15 protein-coding genes are annotated in these 17746 nt (G+C 59.9%); 10 read left to right on the top strand and 5 right to left on the bottom strand.

The features are described from left to right. Positions 1–5: 5 nt before the first annotated feature. Positions 6–491 (top strand): DUF6111 family protein, encoded by a 486-nt coding sequence (locus B3527_RS11700; protein ID WP_290479980.1) that lies wholly within the window; start codon positions 6–8, stop codon positions 489–491. After that, positions 478–1689, top strand: coding sequence for a CCA tRNA nucleotidyltransferase (locus B3527_RS11695; protein WP_290479979.1), 1212 nt, complete (start codon positions 478–480; stop codon positions 1687–1689). Before B3527_RS11700 ends, B3527_RS11695 begins: the two co-directional genes overlap by 14 nt. On the opposite strand, the gene B3527_RS11690 is transcribed toward B3527_RS11695, so the two are convergent. The 3 genes from B3527_RS11690 to B3527_RS11680 form a co-directional block, all read right to left on the bottom strand. Continuing rightward, positions 1679–2167 carry a TspO/MBR family protein gene (locus B3527_RS11690; protein WP_206991370.1) on the bottom strand — a complete coding sequence of 163 codons (489 nt, stop codon included), beginning with the start codon at positions 2165–2167 and terminating at the stop codon, positions 1679–1681. The genes B3527_RS11695 and B3527_RS11690 overlap by 11 nt on opposite strands. A gap of 122 nt (positions 2168–2289) precedes the next feature. Further along, positions 2290–2496, bottom strand: coding sequence for a helix-turn-helix domain-containing protein (locus B3527_RS11685; protein WP_290479978.1), 207 nt, complete (start codon positions 2494–2496; stop codon positions 2290–2292). Then, positions 2496–3044, bottom strand: coding sequence for a DUF2975 domain-containing protein (locus B3527_RS11680; protein ID WP_290479977.1), 549 nt, complete (start codon positions 3042–3044; stop codon positions 2496–2498). Before B3527_RS11680 ends, B3527_RS11685 begins: the two co-directional genes overlap by 1 nt. Before the next feature lie 66 nt (positions 3045–3110). On the opposite strand from B3527_RS11680, the gene B3527_RS11675 reads away from it, so the two are divergent. Then, complete coding sequence (locus B3527_RS11675) at positions 3111–3695, top strand: hypothetical protein (protein ID WP_290479976.1); 585 nt, start codon at positions 3111–3113, stop codon at positions 3693–3695. A gap of 4 nt (positions 3696–3699) precedes the next feature. Here B3527_RS11675 and hemF read toward each other — a convergent pair whose 3' ends face one another. After that, a complete protein-coding gene (hemF, locus tag B3527_RS11670) occupies positions 3700–4584 on the bottom strand; it encodes an oxygen-dependent coproporphyrinogen oxidase (RefSeq protein ID WP_206991366.1) in 885 nt (294 codons plus the stop codon). 221 nt (positions 4585–4805) lie between these two features. Between hemF and petA the strand changes: the two genes are divergently transcribed. From petA to B3527_RS11645, 5 genes are all read left to right on the top strand, one after another. After that, on the top strand, positions 4806–5345 hold the full coding sequence (petA, locus tag B3527_RS11665; protein ID WP_034810468.1) for a ubiquinol-cytochrome c reductase iron-sulfur subunit: 540 nt from the start codon (positions 4806–4808) through the stop codon (positions 5343–5345). 16 nt (positions 5346–5361) lie between these two features. Next, complete coding sequence (locus tag B3527_RS11660) at positions 5362–6819, top strand: cytochrome b (protein ID WP_034810469.1); 1458 nt, start codon at positions 5362–5364, stop codon at positions 6817–6819. An 18-nt stretch (positions 6820–6837) separates the two neighbouring features. After that, positions 6838–7830, top strand: a complete 993-nt coding sequence (locus B3527_RS11655) for a cytochrome c1 (RefSeq protein WP_034810471.1) — start codon at positions 6838–6840, stop codon at positions 7828–7830. Positions 7831–7910: 80 nt separating this feature from the next. Further along, positions 7911–8789, top strand: coding sequence for an S-methyl-5'-thioadenosine phosphorylase (locus B3527_RS11650; protein WP_206991364.1), 879 nt, complete (start codon positions 7911–7913; stop codon positions 8787–8789). A gap of 74 nt (positions 8790–8863) precedes the next feature. Further along, on the top strand, positions 8864–9775 hold the full coding sequence (locus B3527_RS11645; RefSeq protein WP_206991363.1) for a hypothetical protein: 912 nt from the start codon (positions 8864–8866) through the stop codon (positions 9773–9775). Positions 9776–9781: 6 nt separating this feature from the next. On the opposite strand, the gene B3527_RS11640 is transcribed toward B3527_RS11645, so the two are convergent. Continuing rightward, positions 9782–11305: a helicase HerA-like domain-containing protein gene (locus tag B3527_RS11640; RefSeq protein ID WP_206991362.1), complete on the bottom strand. Its 1524-nt coding sequence runs from the start codon at positions 11303–11305 to the stop codon at positions 9782–9784. A gap of 131 nt (positions 11306–11436) precedes the next feature. Here B3527_RS11640 and B3527_RS11635 point away from each other — a divergent pair, with 131 nt between their 5' ends. Beyond that, positions 11437–12564 (top strand): AI-2E family transporter, encoded by a 1128-nt coding sequence (locus tag B3527_RS11635; protein ID WP_290479975.1) that lies wholly within the window; start codon positions 11437–11439, stop codon positions 12562–12564. 358 nt (positions 12565–12922) lie between these two features. Continuing rightward, complete coding sequence (locus B3527_RS11630; RefSeq protein WP_290479974.1) at positions 12923–17650, top strand: NAD-glutamate dehydrogenase; 4728 nt, start codon at positions 12923–12925, stop codon at positions 17648–17650. Positions 17651–17746 lie beyond the last annotated feature (96 nt).

Below are 17746 nucleotides of genomic sequence, written 5' to 3'. Positions count from 1 at the left end.
ACACCTTGGCCGGACGCATCGTCTTTGAGCTATTCATCTTCTCGATCCCGTTCATCGTGTTCGGGCTCTACCTGCTGGCAACGTCGAATGCAGAACAGGAGGGCAAACGCAAATGGCCCATCAATATCCTGTTCCTGTGCGGCATTGGCCTTGCGACCGTGGCCTGGTTCGTTCTGATCCTGATGGAGCCGAAAGAACGCGACATCTGCCACGAGCCGGCCCGTATGGAGAATGGCAAGCTGATCCCGGCACGCGACTATCCTTGCGTTCATGATGTCACCAATGTCGGCGTGCCGCGCGAGCGAGACAGTATCCGTTCCGCCACGGGCGCGACCGGGCCCGGCACGGATATCCATGATGCCGGAGAGATCCGCGCCACGGCGCCGGATACCGAAGATGCCGTGCGCCGGGAGGAAGAGCCGGTGATCCTGGCCCCGGACCCCGATGCCGACACACCGGAGATCGTGCGGCCGGACGATGACACGGACTGACCTGACGACCGCGCCCTGGCTGGACTGGCCGGGCACACGCGCCGTGATGGCTGCGCTGGAAGTGGCGCGCCCTGGTGGCGCGCGCTTCGTCGGCGGCTGTGTGCGCAACGAACTGCGCGGCGTGCCGGTCGATGACATAGACATCGCGACCCAATTAAAACCGGAGGAAACCCTCGCGGCGCTGGAAGCGGCCGGCATTCGCGCGATCCCGACCGGGCTGGAGCATGGCACCGTCACCGCCATCTATGACGGCCGCCCCTACGAGATCACCAGCCTGCGCCGCGATGTCGAGACAGATGGCCGCCGCGCCGTGGTCGCTTTCACCGAGGATTGGGCCGAGGATGCGGAGCGCCGTGATTTCCGGCTCAATGCTATCTACGCCGCCGCCGATGGCCGCCTGCATGAGATCGTGCCGAACTCGGTGCAGGATGCCATTGATGGGCGGGTGATCTTCATTGGCGACGCAGACCAGCGCCTGCGCGAGGACTATCTGCGCATCCTGCGCTTCTTCCGCTTTAATGCCTGGTATGGCGCGGGCATGGATGCGGAGGGTCTTGCTGCATGTGAGCGGCAAAAGGATGGACTCGCAAAGATTGCTTCCGAGCGGATATGGAAGGAATTGAAACGCCTGATGGAAGCGCCCGATCCGTCCGACGCCATGCTGGCCATGGAAGAGACGGGCGTGCTGGGAGCTGTGCTGCCGGGCGCGAACGCATCGGAATTACCATCTCTTGTTTCGGTGGAGCAGGGGGCCGGCCTTGCGCCAGATCCGTTGCAACGCTTGATGGCCATGCTTCCCCGTCGCGCCCGCGATGTGACCAGTGTCACGGCGCATCTGCGGCTATCCAATGCCGAGGCCAGCCGACTGGCCGAGTGGGCCGACCCTGCGCTAACTCATGTTCTTGACGTCCAACCGGACGCGCTGCGTCGTCTGTTTTACCACTTTGGCCCACGTGCGGTGCTGGACCGCGCCTTGATCGAGGCCGCGCAGGTTTCTGGAGCGGATGCCCTGACGACGATCAAGGCAGCGGCAGTCGACTGGCAGAAGCCGGACTTTCCGCTGGGCGGCGCAGATGCCCTTGCAGCAGGGCTTAGCGGTCCGGATGTCGGCGCAGTCCTGCGCGCGTTGGAGCAGAGCTGGGTGGCGTCGGATTTCAGTCTGACTCGAGACGAATTGGTCGCGCGCCTCAATTCGTGAACAGGATGTACGCGTTGAGGTATCCGGCGAAACTGATCCAGACCAGATAGGGGATTTGTAGCAAGGCGGCGAGGTGCGAATAGCGCCAGAAGTCCTGCATCATGGCCACGATCAACAGCCAAAGCGCCACCAGAATGCCGAGCGCCAGCGCGACCTCGTTCATGCCGAAGAATGCAAGGCTCCAGCCCGCATTGAACACCAGCATCGAATAGTACAGGCCGAGCGGGCTGACGGCACGTTCAAATGAACCGGCCCGGTCCAGCACCAGCAGGGCGCCTGCCGCCATCAGTACGAACAGAATTGGCCAGACAAGGGCAAACATGACGTCTGGTGGCGTGAGGAAAGGTTTGCTGAGCGCAGCGTACCAGGGGTCGGAACTGCCGCCCGAAATCACTGCTCCTGCTGCGGCGGCTGTCACCGTCGCTAGCAGGAGCAGTATCCCTGCCCCCCAGGGAAAGGCTTTCGCACTGGTGACCATCGACCACGCTTATACCTTCGAATGAAGTTTTCGTCATTTCCGAAACGTTAATTCGAGCCACAATGCTCTGATCGTCATCGCTTTTTTCCGTCGGTGCCCAAAATCCGGACGGGATTTCGCGACTAGTCCTCGTCCCGGTCCAGTATATCGCCCGGCTTGCAGTCCAGCGCGGCGCAGATCTTGTCCAGCGTCTCGAACCGTACGCCTTTGACGTGTCCCTGTCGTAGCTGCGACAGGTTCTGCTCGGAAATGCCGATTGCCGCGGCCAGTTCTTTGGACTTCATCTTGCGCAAGGCAAGCATCACATCGAGGCGGACTATGATGGCCATCAGATGAACTGCTCGTTTTCATGGGCGATGTCGGTCGCCTGAGTCAGGATCTGACCGATTACCAGAATCACCGCGCCAATCATCAACAAGATGACGGTATTGGAATTGATTCCAAGTGTGAGTGCCCGGTTACCCGGTCCATTGTCATAGGTCAGGCCGAGCACCATCAGCGTAGGCAGGATCAGTTGCACGGCAGCAAACAGGAAAATGGTCAGGCCCAGGAAGCGCACTGCCCGGACAGCGGCGGGCGCAAATACCACGCCTTTCTGGAACACGCTGAAGACACGCGCAGCGCCGATGACGATCAGGGTGAGGCTGAAATAGCCGATCGCTGCCAGGACATGCAGGAGCAGTTTCTTTCCCCCGGAATAAGAGACGTCCTCCCGGACATGCGGCTGAAGGCCCTCCCAGGCCGAATCCAGGATGGTGGATGAAACGTCCAGCAGGAAATAGGCTGCCACCATCAGGACGAGGATGAGGAGTGCGAGCCATTTCAAGACGCGGCAGACGAGGCGTGTCCGGTCAGGCAGGAGTGTGGGAGTGTTCATTATTCGTCCTTGCCAATTAAAAATTCATGTTTTACGTGAATTAGTTATTGAAAGAAGGGTATCTGCATGTTCGCCATTATCGCAAGGATTTTCGTCATCGGCGCAGGTGTTTTTCTGCCCATGGCCTGCGCAAGCGTGCCGGTGACCAGCCTGCCGAAACTCGCTGCGCTGGATCCGACGACCATGGATGCCAGCCAAGTCGAGGTCGCTGTGCGCGCGCCGGATGACTACGACTTGCCTGAGGACGCAGCAACGCTCGTTTTGTCAGTCTGGCAGGAAGAGGGGAACAAGACCCGGGAAGAGCTGTTCCACCTTGTCCCCGTGCCGGACGCGCCAACCCGTTTCCTGAACAAGCGCGCAAAGGCAGGGTTCATGATCCATCGGCTGCATATCCACCCAAAGGACGCGCCGCGCATGGACGATTTCCGCGCGCATATGCTGAGCCTCAAGGAGGCACCCGGTCAGAAAAGCCTGTCCGTCAGCGTCACCACGAGGCCCTGCCTGAAGCCGGGTGCCAATCCCTTCAAGGACCCCCGTGTCGCCATCTATCTGCGCCCGGCACAGGATGAGGAATATTTCACCCTTGTGAAGGAGCGGAAAGTCTCGATTGAAATGCCGGATGGCGACGCACATTATTGCGCGACAGACTAGGGCCTCACGGCCACTTCACGACAGGGGGCATGGAGGAGAGGATGCTCGTCACGTTGCCGCCGGTCTTCAGGCCGAAGGTCGTGCCGCGGTCGTAGAGCAGGTTGAACTCCACATAGCGGCCGCGCTGGATCAGCTGTTCCTCGCGTTGGGCTTCGCTCCAAGTCTGGTTCATGCGCCGGGCGACCAGTTTCGGGTAGATCTCCGCGAATTGCTTGCCGACTTCCTGTGTGAAGGCGAAATCGGCGTCCCAGTCGCCCGAATTGAAGCGGTCATAGAAAATGCCGCCCGTGCCGCGTGGCTCATCCCGGTGAGCGAGATGGAAATAGGTGTCGCAGGTCTCTTTCATCTGCGTGAAATCGGCGCCCGGATGCGTGTCGCAGGCGGATTTCATGGCGGCGTGGAAATCGACCGTGTCTTCGAAGTCTTGATCGCGCTGGTAATCGAGCAGGGGATTGAGATCTCCGCCGCCGCCGAACCAGGACTGGCTGGTCACCAGCATGCGGGTATTCATGTGCGCGGCGGGCACTTTCGGATTGCGCGGATGCGCGATCAGCGAAATGCCCGAGGCCCAGAATCGGCCATCTGACTTGTCCGCGCCGGGGATTTGGGCAGCGAAGGCTTCAGAGAATGTGCCGTGGACTTCGGAGAAGTGGACCCCGACTTTTTCGAACACTTTGCCGCGCATCAGGCCCATACGGCCGCCGCCCAGGTCTTCGCTGCCATCGCCGCGTTTCCACTCGGTCAGTTCGAACCGTCCCGGTTCGCCTGAATAAAGGGGGCGTTCCGCCGCATTTTCCAGCGCTTCGAACCGCGCGCAGATGTCTTCCTGCAACACCCTGAACCAGTCGCGTGCGCGAGTCTTCTTCGTTTCGAGATCACCATCTGTCATGGCGCGACACATGGGGCGAGGACTGCGACACTTGCAAGCGCCCTGTTGTCACAGGCGCCAAGTCAGGATAACGCGCTGCCAATAGTAGTTTATGGGGAGGCACCCGCGCCCACTTGCCGCAATGTGCAAGGGGGCGGGCTCCTGTATGACGGGCCCAGATTTCTGCCTTCGCAAGGGACGGGATAAGCGTGACTGACACACCTGCACACGAACACGGCGAGATGATCGACGACGATCGCCGCAATTTCATTCACATCGCCACTGGAGCGGTCGCCTTTGGCGGCGCTGCCATGTTTGCCTGGGCCGCTGTTGACCAGTGGAACCCGGCCGCTGACACAAAGGCCGCTTCGGCGCTGGATGTCGATGTGTCCAAAATCCCTCTGGGCGGCGAGATCCGCGTCCTGATCGGCGGCAAGCCGTTCTTCGTGCGCCACCGCACAGCGGCTGAGATTGCTGCGGCCGATTCGGTGAATGTCGCGACATTGCGCGATCCCGAGACCGATGATGCGCGTCTGCGTCCCAAGGCTGACGGGTCGTTGAACCCGGCCATTCTGGTCACCTCGGGCTCTTGTACCCACCTTGGCTGTGTTCCGGTTGGTCCGGCGCAAGGCAATACAGGCGATTTCGGTGGCTGGTACTGCCCATGCCACGGCTCGCACTACGATACGTCTGGCCGCATCCGCAAAGGCCCGGCCCCCACAAACCTCCCGGTTCCGGACTACAATTACGTGTCCGACTCCGTGATCAACATTTCGCTTTAAGGGAAGGATACCGCAGATGAGTGGACACGAATCCTCCTACACGCCGACCAATGCCTTCACGAAATGGCTTGATACGCGTTTGCCGCTGGTCCGGTTTGCCCAGGACACGGCGATCAATTTCCCGACCCCGAAGAATTTGAACTACTGGTACACTTTCGGCGGCATCCTTGCCGTCTGTCTCGTGATTCAGATTCTGACCGGTATCATCCTGGCCATGCACTATGAGGCCAGTGTCGACGGCGCGTTTGCGTCTGTTGAGCGTATCATGCGCGATGTGCCGTATGGCTGGCTGCTCCGCTACATTCACGCCAATGGCGCGTCGATGTTCTTCCTTGCCGTCTATATTCACATGTTCCGCGGGCTCTATTACGGCTCCTACAAGGCGCCACGCGAAGTGCTGTGGATCCTTGGCTGTGTCATCTACCTTCTGATGATGGCCACCGCCTTCCTCGGCTATATGTTGCCTTGGGGCCAGATGTCCTATCACGGCGCAAACGTCATTACGTCGCTATTCGGTGCCATCCCGCTGATCGGCGAGAGCCTCCAGACCTGGATCCTCGGCGGACCATCGATTGGTAACCAGACACTGCAGCGCTTCTTCTCGCTGCACTATCTGCTGCCCTTCATGATCGCCGGCGCAGTCATCCTGCACGTCTGGGCGCTTCATGTGCCGGGCAACAACAACCCGACCGGTGTTGAGGTTCAGGACGTTGCGAAAGACACCGTGCCATTCCACCCGTATTACACGGTGAAGGACGCCTTCGCGATCGTGATCTTCCTGATCATGTTTGCCGTCTTCGTCTTCTACGCACCGAACGTGCTGGGCCATGCCGACAACTATATCGAGGCCAACCCGCTGGTGACGCCTGCGCACATCGTGCCAGAATGGTACCTGCTGCCATTCTACGCCATCCTGCGCGCCATCACGTTCGATCTCGGCCCGATCCCGGCCAAGCTGCTCGGCGTGATCTTCATGTTCGCAGCCATCGCGGTCCTGTTCATCCTGCCTTGGCTCGACACGTCGAAAGTGAAGTCCATGCGCTACCGTCCGGTGGCCAAGCAGTTCTTCTTCGGCTTTGTCGCCGTCTGCCTGCTGCTCGGCTGGTGCGGCGCGGCCAACCCGGACGATGCCGTCATCCCGGCGCTGCAGGGTGATCCGAAACTGGTGGTCAGCTATACGGCGGATGGTCAGGAAGCGACCAGCGAATACAAGGGTGGTGGCGAAGCCTATATCGATGCGAAACGGTTCATGGAGAGCCTGCCAGCTGACGCGAACCCGTCTCTGTCGGCTGTGCCGGCTCCGACCTTCATGTTCCGTCACTTCTCGCTGATCCTGACCTTCTGTTATTTCGGCTTCTTCGTTCTTCTGTTCTTCCTTGGTCTGACCGAGAAGCCGAAGGAATTGCCGGAATCGATCCATAAATCCGTGCTGAAGCGCCACAAGGCGTCAGCGTCGGCCGTGCCGGCTGAATAGGGAGCTTTGGGGAAAATCATGAAAGCGTTCCGCATTCTTACTGCCGGTCTTGCCGGTCTCATGATCGCCGCGTCAGCGCATGCTGCCGGCGGCGCTGCTCACCCGCACGAACCGGAAGAGGGCTGGCCCTTTGAAGGCGTGACGGGTCAGTTCGACCAGGCCTCGCTGCAGCGTGGCTATCAGGTGTACCAGGAAGTCTGTTCGTCCTGTCACTCCATGAAGCTGCTCAGCTACCGCAACCTCGGCGATCCGGGTGGCCCGTTCTATGACGAGGCCTATCCGAACCCGAACGACAACCCGTATGTGAAGGCTCTGGCCGCGCAGAACGAAATCCTCAGCCCGACGCCAAATGAAGTCGGTGACTATGATTTCCGTCCGGCGACGCCCGCCGACACATTCCGCAGCCCATATGCGAATGACAGTGCGGCCCGTGCGGCCAATGGCGGCGCTGTGCCACCAGACCTGTCAGTGATCTACAAGGCCCGCCATGATGGCGCGTCTTATGTGTACAGCCTGCTGGCAGGCTATCCGGACGAGGACGTATTCTCAGAGCGCGTTGTCGCTGAAGCATCTGACGGGGGCACGCCGGATGATCCGAGCGACGATACGCCTGCCGAAGTTCAGACCGTTATCGACGCGTCCAAGCTGCATATTGGTCATGGTGATGACCATTACGAAGGCTACCTGATCCAGAATGCCGGCCAGTACTACAATCCGTACATGCCGGGCGATACGGTTCCGCAATTCGAAGGCGATCCCCGCCATGCGCCTCCGGGTGGCTTCCTTGCCATGCCGCCGCAGCTCGTTCCGGGCCGCGTCGAGTATAGCGACGGCACCGAAGCGACCATCGACCAGATGGCCTATGATGTTGCGCAATTCCTCGCTTGGGCAGGTGAGCCGAAACAGACCAACCGCAAATCGCTTGGCCTTGCCGTGATGGTGTATTTTGGCATCCTCGCGATCCTGCTCTGGTTCTCCTACAAGCGCATCTGGCGCAACGTAGAGCACTAGGCAGTTCTGACAGAACCTTGAATTGACGACCCCGTCCCTGGCTGATCCAAGGGCGGGGTTTTCTTTTTCCGGAGCAGATCATGAGCAAATGGACCCTCGGCATTATCGGAGGCTCGGGCCTTTACGAAATTGACGACCTGGAAGACCGCCGCGAGGAACAGGTCGAGACTGCCTGGGGCAAGCCATCTGACGTGCTGGTGCGCGGCCGGATAGGGGAGGTGGAGCTGGTCTTCCTGCCGCGCCACGGAAGAGGTCACCGCATCACGCCGACCGAGGTGCCTTACCGCGCCAACATTGCTGCACTGAAGGCGGCGGGTGTGACGGACATCCTGTCAATTTCGGCTTGCGGCAGCCTGAAAGAGGAATACGCCCCCGGTGACTTCGTCGCCGCAGACCAGTTTATCGACCGCACCTTTGCGCGCGACAAAACCTTCTTCGCAGCCGGCATGGTGGCGCATGTCTCCATGGCCTACCCGGTCTGCCCGCGCCTGTCGGGGCTTGCAGCAGATGCGGCGGAGGCTGTCGGATCAAAGATGCATCGCGGCGGCACGTATCTGGCCATGGAGGGACCGCAATTCTCTTCGCTCGCGGAATCAAAACTCTATCGGCAATGGGGTTGCGACGTGATTGGCATGACCGCGATGCCGGAAGCCAAGCTCGCCCGAGAGGCCGAGTTGCCCTACGCTATTCTTTGCATGGTCACCGATTATGATTGCTGGCGGGCAGAAACCGAGGCGGTATCGGTGACGAATGTGCTGGAAATCATGGGCCAGAACAGCGCGGTGGCCCGTAAGGCTGTTGTACGGCTTGCTGAAGCCCTGTCCGGAATGGAGCGTACGTCGGATCCGAACGGCACGGATACGTGTCTGGATTATGCGTTGATTACTGCGCCACAGGCGCGCGACCCGGATTTGCTCGACCGTCTTCAAGTGATTGCAGGACGTGCGCTCAAGGGCTAAGGTTTACCAACACTTAACCGGTCGCCATGCGGGGGAAGCATGGTTTACGGTGGACGCGTTGAGGGGATCTCAGAATGAGTGAAGCGCAATTCTACACATTCTTCACCGGCGGGCTCGGCCTGCTTATCGCAGCAGCATTGATGATCGCCTGGCAGCTTTGGCGGCTAAGGGATGAAGAACGCGATGGCGCGATCTCCGCCCTCGACGGCATCAGCCATGAGATGCGAATCAATCTCCAGCGCATGGTGAATGAGGTCGCCCAGATCGTCGACACGCAGGAAGCCGGACCAGATGTCCTGCTGCCGGTCCAGCATCCGCAGCTCGACGGTGTAAACGCTTCCCTGATCAAGACCAATCGCAATGCGATCGCCGTGATCGGCGCGACCTATCAGGAACTTGAGGCGCGCAAGATGGCATTGCGGGCGGTGCTGGCCCAGAAGCGCGATCTCAGCGCAACGCTCGACGACGCGATGGATGCGACGATCAACGGCATTGCGACGCTCTATATGTGGGAAGAGCACGCCGGTGTACGTCCTTCAGAGGCGGGCACTGTGCGCAGCTGGCACGTGCGCGACTGGATGAAAGCGCATGGCTTCTCGGCAAATTCCTTTCCGGGCATGCATCTGCGCGATGAAGTCGTTGAACGTCTGCGCCAGTACGGTCTGCACCTGACGCCGCGCCCGCTGACCCATACCGCCCATGAATATTACAGCATGCAGTATGACCGGAAAGCCGATCCGCATGCACCATTCTGGAAGCGCAAGCCGAAGACCGAGGAAGTCATGGCCGTCGCGGCAGCCGACGAAGCAGCTGAATATATCGATGAGGACTTCGAGGACACCTATGAGGGCGAAGCCGATATCACGCCGTCGGAAAACGTCGATGCCGCCCTGGCCGAGATTGAAGCGATGGACGACGACCTGCCGGAAGAGGACGAGGCCTATGCCGAGGAAGACTCCGACGAAGCCGGCCGCTTGCCCAACTGATCCCCGCTAGCGTTTGAACGTGCCCATGATGCCGCGCAGGATGTAACGGACGATCTCCCGGCTGGCCGTTCGGGCGGCCTGATTTCCCGCTTTCTCGAGCGAACTCATCCGGCGGGAGCTACGGCGCGTGGTCGTTTTCTTTTTCTTCTTGTCCAGCTCGGCCTGAGCCTTGGCCTCTTTCTTGGCAAGTTCCTCAGCTTCCTTTGCGGCTTTCACTTCGCGCGCTTCCAGCACTTCATAGGCCGACTCACGGTCAATTGACTTCTCGTACTTTCCGGCGACGGGACTGGCATTCTGGACCGATTTGCGCTCCGCGTCCGTTGCGGGGCCAAGTCGTGAGGCTGGTGGGCGGATCACGGTCCATTGTACCACGCTTGGCGCGCCCTTGGCGTCCAGCGTTGAGACCAGTGCCTCGCCAACGCCAAGCTGGGTGATGACTTCCTCTGTGTCAAAAGTCTCATTCTCGCGGAAGGACTGCGCCGCGGCGCGTACGCCTTTGCGTTCGGCGGGCGTATAGGCGCGCAGGGCATGCTGCAGCCGGTTGCCCAGTTGTGCGAGCACGCTTTCCGGCAGGTCGCGCGGGTTTTGGGTAACGAAATAGACGCCCACACCCTTGGAGCGGATCAGCCGCACGACCTGCTCGATCTTCTGCATCAACGCCGCAGGAGCGTCGTCGAACAACAGGTGGGCTTCATCAAAGAAGAAGACGAGGCGCGGCTTGTCCGGATCGCCAATCTCGGGAAGCTGCTCGAACAGTTCCGACAACAGCCAGAGCAGGAATGTGGAGTAGAGTTTTGGACTGTTGATCAGGCGGGTGGCATCCAGCACGTTCACGATGCCGCGCCCATCGGTATTGGTGCGCATCATGTCCGACAATTCCAGTGCGGGTTCGCCGAAGAAGAAATCGGCACCTTCGCGTTCCATGACGAGCAAGTTGCGTTGCACCGCGCCAAGCGACGCAGAGGCAATGTTGCCGTATTCCTTGCTGAGTTCGTCGCGGACCTCCTTGTCGCTCATATGAACGAGCAGTTTGCGCAGATCCTTCAGGTCAAGCAGCAGCAGGCCATTATCGTCGGCATATTCGAACGCGATGTTCAGCACGCCTTCCTGCGCGTCGGTGAGGTCCATCAGCCGCGAGAGGAGCAGGGGCCCCATTTCGGAAATCGTGGTGCGGATCGGATGGCCCTTCTCGCCGAACACGTCCCAGAACACGGTTGGCGCAGACGTGTACTCATACTCGCCGAGCCCGATCTTGTTGGCGCGTGCAACGAATTTGTCGTGCAGCTTGTGATCCGTGCTGCCGGGTATGCAGATGCCCGAAAGGTCACCTTTCACGTCCGCGCAGAAGACAGGAACGCCCGCATCGGAAAAGCCCTGAGCCAGGTTTTGCAGGGTGACTGTCTTGCCGGTGCCGGTTGCGCCCGCGATCAGGCCATGCCGGTTTGCGATTTTCAGCAACAGGTTCTGCGCCACATTTGGCGTGCCGGTGCCCTCGGCATCTGCGCCCCCGATAAAGATGGAATCCATCATCCTGTCCCCTTCATTCCTTACAGGCTGCGACGCTAGAGAATTCGCCGGATTCGGCAAGGGTGGAGGCGCAGGCTCTTGACGGCGCGCGAGGCTCTCCTCACCCTGTGGTAACCACAGCTCCGGGGGATATTATGGATCGCGCGACGAAGACCGGCATCTGGATCATCGCGACCGGCGTCATCCTGACCTTTCTTCATTTTGGCCGCAGCATCCTCGCGCCCTTTGCGCTGGCTGTGTTCCTGTTCCTCGTCATCGAGGGCTTTGCCACGATGATCGATAATTGGTCTCGCGCGCTCAAGATCGGGCACGCCCGGGTTTTCGCGGTCCTGATTGTTTTGGGTGGATTTTTCGGATTCATGGCGCTGCTCGCAAATGGCATCGCCGAATTTGGGCGCGACGCCGGAGAGTATGAAAACCGGATCAACGACATGATCGCGGACATGTATGAGGTGGTGCACATGTCGGGTGCGCCGACACTGCAGGAACTGCTGTTCAACGAAACCGGACAACGTTTCTTTGCGACCATCGCCAACGAAACCGGTGACCTGTCCGGCGATCTGGTCCTGATCCTGATCTATGTCGCCTTCCTGTTCCTGGCGCAGTCCAGTTGGACCCGGAAACTGGACAATATCTTCCCCGGTTTCGAGCAACGCGCGCAGGTGCGCCAGGTGGGCGATGAAGCGCGGCGCAGTATCGAAACCTATCTGTGGACCCAGACTGTGATCTCCGCCCTGATCACCGCATTGACCTATTTCTCATTGCTGGCCTTGGGGGTGCAAAATGCGCTCTTCCTGTCGGCTTTGATATTTGTGCTCAATTATATCCCGACTGTGGGGTCAATTGTTGCGGCACTGGTGCCCCCGCTGTTTGCCATCGTGCAGCCGGAACTTCCGGCCTGGGTGCCGGGCACACCACCGCAAGACAACTACATCTATGCGGCGATCGTGTTTGCTGCCGTCAGTTTCTGGCAGTTTTCAATCGGCAATTTCATCCAGCCGCGCATGATGGGGGAGTCGCTGAATTTGTCAGCTTTGGTCGTCCTGCTTTCCCTGGCCATCTGGGGTGCGATCTGGGGCATTCCCGGCATGTTCCTGTCGGCACCTTTGACGGTTCTGATGATGATATTCTTCGCGCAATCTTCCAGCACGAGATGGATTGCAATCCTGCTTTCTGCAGATGGTAATCCACAAGGCAAGGGTACCAATACGGAGCTGTCGGATGCAGTCAGCGCTGCTCAGACCTATGGTGAAAATCGATAAATTATGCGAAGTGTTAGGCAAGTTAATAATTGCGAATCCGGTTCAGAGCCCATACTCAATTATTGGTAACATCAGGCGCTGCTGACGAAGACTTGTATTCGGCACAGCGCTTGCAAATTTAGTGAGATCAGGCCCTCCGCGTGCGTCCCCCCACCCAGCCTGCGGAATAGGCCTGTAGGACCCGCCGGACACGTCCCCGTTCGGCGGGTCCGTTTATATCGGGCCCTGAGGGCCCAAGATTCGATCCCCCAAAGACCCGTCATGACGCTGGGGCAATTCATTTGCCCCTATGTGTTGTGCCGGTGTGCCAACGCAGTCTAGATGGGAACATCGTTAAGTTCTTTCGCGAGACACCCACATGACAGTAAATTCTGCTTCACATGAGCCGTTGGAGCAAGTTTTCGACCAGATTCAGCGGGAATCAGGGCACGAAGACCTCACCGGACTGACGGATGGCGACCTAAAATTTCTTGCGCGCCGCCATTGGGAATGGGCAGAGACGGTCGCTCCGGGAGAGCAGGATGTGCGCGTCCTGCTGGAGGTCGATGGGGAAAACGGGGACTCCCTGTCACGTACCATTCTAGAGACTGCCAGCCCGGACATGCCATTCCTCGTGGATTCGGTGCTTGGCGAGTGCGGCGCGCAGGGGTTTGAGGTCGCGGCCCTGTTTCATCCGATTGTCAAACGACAGGACGGGCGCAGCGTGTCCGTCATCCAGGTTCATTTGCCGATCCTGACCCATGATGAGGCGGCGCGCCTGAAAGCCGGAGTTCGCCTGGCGCTGGCGCACAATGCGGTTGCCGTATCGGACTTTGAGCCCATGCGGGCGCGCATGCAGCAGGAGATCGACCGGCTGAAGGGCGTCACGCATCTCAAAGAGATGGACCGCGACGAAGCAGTTGCCTTCCTGAAATGGCTTTCGCGGGAACATTTCGTGTTCCTCGGCTGCCGCGAATACGAATTCGAGACAAATGCCGATGGGCAAGTGCTGCCCGAAGAGCCGATCATGGTGGAGGGCTCCAATCTGGGCGTGCTGCGCGATGAAGAACTGAACGTTCTGTCTCGCGAGGCCGAACCCCTCGTGTTGACGCCTGAGATTGGCGCACATCTGTCGGAACCGTATCCGATCCTTGTTGCCAAATCGACGCTGACCAGCCTCGTGCACCGCCGGGTCGCTTGCGACTATGTCGGCGTGAAGAAATATGATGCGCAGGGCAGGGTGAATGGTGAAGTTCGCTTCCTCGGCCTTTTCACCGCCGAGGCCTATGACGAAACGGCCCGCTCGATCCCGCTGATCCGCCGTCGAATTGCCGCCATCCTCGAAGCTTCTGGCGCAACGCCCGGCGGACATACCGAAAAGGCGTTGACCAATCTGCTGGAAACCTGGCCGCGTGACGAGTTGTTTCAGACCTCTTCGAAAATCCTCCATCCGATCATTGTCGGCGCGCTGCATCTGATCGGGCGGCCACGCACGCGCCTGTTCGTGCAACAGGACCAATTTGACCGGTTTGTCACCGCAATCGTCTATGTGCCGCGTGAAGCCTATGACACCGCCATGCGTCAACGCATCACGCAGGAACTGGTCACCGCTTATAATGGGCATGTGACGCGCTTCCGACCGTATTTTGATTCCGAGACCCTGGTCCGGGTCCATTTCGAAATCTGGCTGGGACAGGGCCATCCCTTGCCGGACCTTGCGGCGCTCGAGAAGCGTATCGTCCAGATCACGCGAACATGGGAGCAAGGCTTCCGGTCGGCGCTGGTCCAGTCTGACCTTGAACGCGCACATCAGGAAAATGCACGTTCCTTCATCGGGGCTTTCAATGCAGCCTATCGCGAAGCCTTCGGGCCTGACGAGGCGATGCGCGATGTTGCGGCGATGGCAAATTTGTCTGCCGGTCACCCCATCCTGACGCGCGCCTACCGGCTGGAAGGGGATTCCGACAACAAGATACGGGTCAAGATATACTCCCGCAATGGTTCGATCCCGCTGTCTGCCTGTGTGCCAATCTTCGAGCAAATGGGTTTCTTCGTGGATTTCGAGACCGGCTATCCGGTCCGTCCGACGGAAAAGCCAGCCGACGATGCGCCCGAGACCTACTGGATCCACGATGTTGTCATGTGCGCGACGGCCGGCGCAGCAATTGACCTCGATGCAATCCGAACCGCGCTGGAGGATGCGTTTGTTGCGGTCTGGAGCGGACGGGCCGAAAATGACGGCTTCAACCGGCTGGTGCTCAGCGCTGACGCAAGCTGGCGCGATGCGGCCCTGATCCGGGCGCTCGCCGGATATCGCCGCCAGAGCGGCATGGATCAACCGCAATATGTTCAGGAGACGGCGCTTTCGACTTATCCGGCGATTGCCCAGAAATTGCTGGACCTGTTCGCTATCCGCTTCGATCCGGCGCGCGATATGTCACTCGCCGAACGCACGCATGAAGCCGAGAAAATGCGCGCAGAGATCGAGGACGCATTACGCGACGTGTCGGCGCTGGCAGACGATCAGGTGCTGCGCCGTCTCGCTGATCTGATCCTGGCCGTTCAGCGGACCAATTTCTACCAGACCAATGGCGATGGCGCGCCCTACAGTTTTGTCAGCCTCAAGATTGCCAGCCGCGAACTGGAAGACCTGCCGGAGCCGAAACCCTTCCGCGAGATATATATGTCGAGCCCGCGGGTCGAGGGCGTGCATTTGCGCTTTGGCGCGGTTGCGCGCGGGGGGCTGCGCTGGTCGGACCGTGCATCAGACTATCGCACCGAAGTTCTGGGCCTTGTGAAAGCGCAGCAGGTGAAGAATGCGGTCATCGTGCCGGTCGGCTCCAAGGGTGGATTCTTGCCAAAGCAATTGCCGGATCGTTCTGACCGCAATGCCTGGTTCGAGGCTGGACGGGATGCCTACAAGGAATTCATCCGGGCGTTGCTCGGTATCACGGACAATCTCGTGGAGGGGCAGGTCACCCACCCGGCGGACACGATTGTCTGGGATGGTGAAGACCCCTACCTCGTCGTGGCGGCGGACAAGGGCACGGCGACCTTCTCCGACACCGCCAATGCGATCAGTGAGGAGATGGGCCACTGGCTGGGCGATGCGTTCGCGTCGGGTGGTTCGGTTGGCTACGATCACAAGAAGATGGGTATTACTGCGCGGGGAGGCTGGGAAGCGGTCAAGCGTCACTTCCGCGAACTCGGCAAGAACATCCAGACCGAACCTTTCACCGTGATCGGTGTGGGCGACATGAGTGGAGACGTGTTTGGCAATGGCATGTTGCTATCGCCGGAAATCCGGCTGATCGCGGCCTTCAACCACATGCACATCTTCATCGACCCGGACCCTCAGGACGCTGCCAAGAACCTGACTGAACGTCAGCGTCTGTTCGACAAGCCGCAATCGAGCTGGGCGGACTACAACAAAGGAATCCTGTCGAAAGGCGGCGGAATCTTCGAGCGCTCCGCCAAGTCGATCACGCTGAGCGATGAGATCAAGGCGCTGAGTGGCTTGTCAAAGGATGCGGTCACACCCGACGAGTTGATCCACGCCCTGCTGAAGACGGATGCGGACTTGCTCTGGTTCGGCGGCATTGGCACCTATGTGAAAGCCGCGCATGAAACTCATGCGGCCGCCGGTGACCGTGCCAATGATGCGATCCGGGTTGATGCAAATCAGCTGAAGGTGAAAGTCATCGGGGAAGGGGCCAATCTGGGCGTCACCCAAGCCGGGCGAATCGAGTTTGACCTGCATGGGGGACGGATCAATACAGACGCGATCGACAATTCCGCCGGCGTCGATTCGTCTGACCACGAAGTGAACATCAAGATTCTGGCTGCTGAGGCGGTTCGTGAGGGCGACCTCGATCCGGCAGACCGCAACGACCTTCTTGCGGAGATGACCAGTGACGTGGCGGCGCTTGTCCTGCGTCATAATTATACACAGACCTTTGCGCTGACCCTGGCCGAAACGACGGCCAAGGAAGACCATGATGCGCTTGAGCGCCTGATGGAGTATCTGGAAGACCGAGGCGTATTGAACCGCGCGCTGGAAACCTTGCCGGAGACCGGTGAGATGAAGGTGCGTGCCGAGCGCGGCCAGCCATTGACCCGGCCGGAATTAGCCGTCTTGCTCGCCTGGTCGAAGATCACTCTGTTCGACGATATTGTGGCCTCCGATATTCCGGACGATCCGTATTTCGAAGACCTGTTGGTCAATTACTTCCCGAGTCCGATCAACACCTATTCAAAGGCGATGTCGAACCATCGCCTGAAGCGGGAAATTATCGCGACGATCATTGCCAATCGTGTGCTGGACATGGCCGGGCCGGTGGCCCTGCTGCGTCTGCGCGAAGTGACCGGCGGCGACAATGCGCAAGTCGCGCGCGGGCTCGAAGCGGCGCGTGCCGTTTTGAACTTTGACGGCTTCCAGCGCGAGGTCGACCAGCTCGACACGATCGTGCCTGCGGATGTGCAAATCGATCTGCGTCTGCATGCGGCAAGCGCCATGGTCGATGCGGCGCTCTGGTTCATTGAAACCCATCCGGACCTGCATGTCGGCGACGCCGTGCAACATACCGAAGCGCCTCTGAACGAGTTCAAGGCCATTCTCGCCGGCATTCACTCGCCGTTCCCGGCTGCGCGCATCGAGCGCGAAGTGCGTAGCCTGATGAAGCGCGGCGCGTCGGAAGAGATTTCGCGATGGGCGGCTGCGATGGGCCAGTTTGCCCAAGGGCTGCTCGTGGTCGATCTGGCTGGCAAGGCGGGTGTCAGTGTGGAGGCGGCCGGCAAGGCTTTCTACACGATTGGCGACCAGCTGCGCATCGACCGGCTTCGCGCCATGGCGCGGGACAATCTGCTGCATGCAGATTATTGGGATCGCGTGGCGGGCCGTCGCCTGTTGAACGAACTGGTTCGGATGCAGGCGGATGCAACAGAGAAGGCTCTCGCCGGAGACGGGGCAGATGCCTGGCTCGCCGAGCGCAATGATGCGCGCAAGGCATTGCTCGCAGAGTTGCATACGCTGGGCAAGGATCGCAATTGGGCGTTTGCGCGATTTGCGCTTGCGGCCGACGCGTTGCGCCAGTTCATGCGCCACTGATCGTTGCACCAAGAGCCGGACAGGGCGTGTGCCCTTCCGGTTTCCTGTCATCCAAGGTCCTTGCGGACGGAAGGCGGCGCCTTCGGCAGGGACGGT

Origin of the sequence: Hyphomonas sp. UBA4505, assembly GCF_002388685.1 — a bacterium.
Lineage (GTDB): Bacteria > Pseudomonadota > Alphaproteobacteria > Caulobacterales > Hyphomonadaceae > Hyphomonas.
This window is presented reverse-complemented; position numbering and strand designations above follow the sequence as displayed.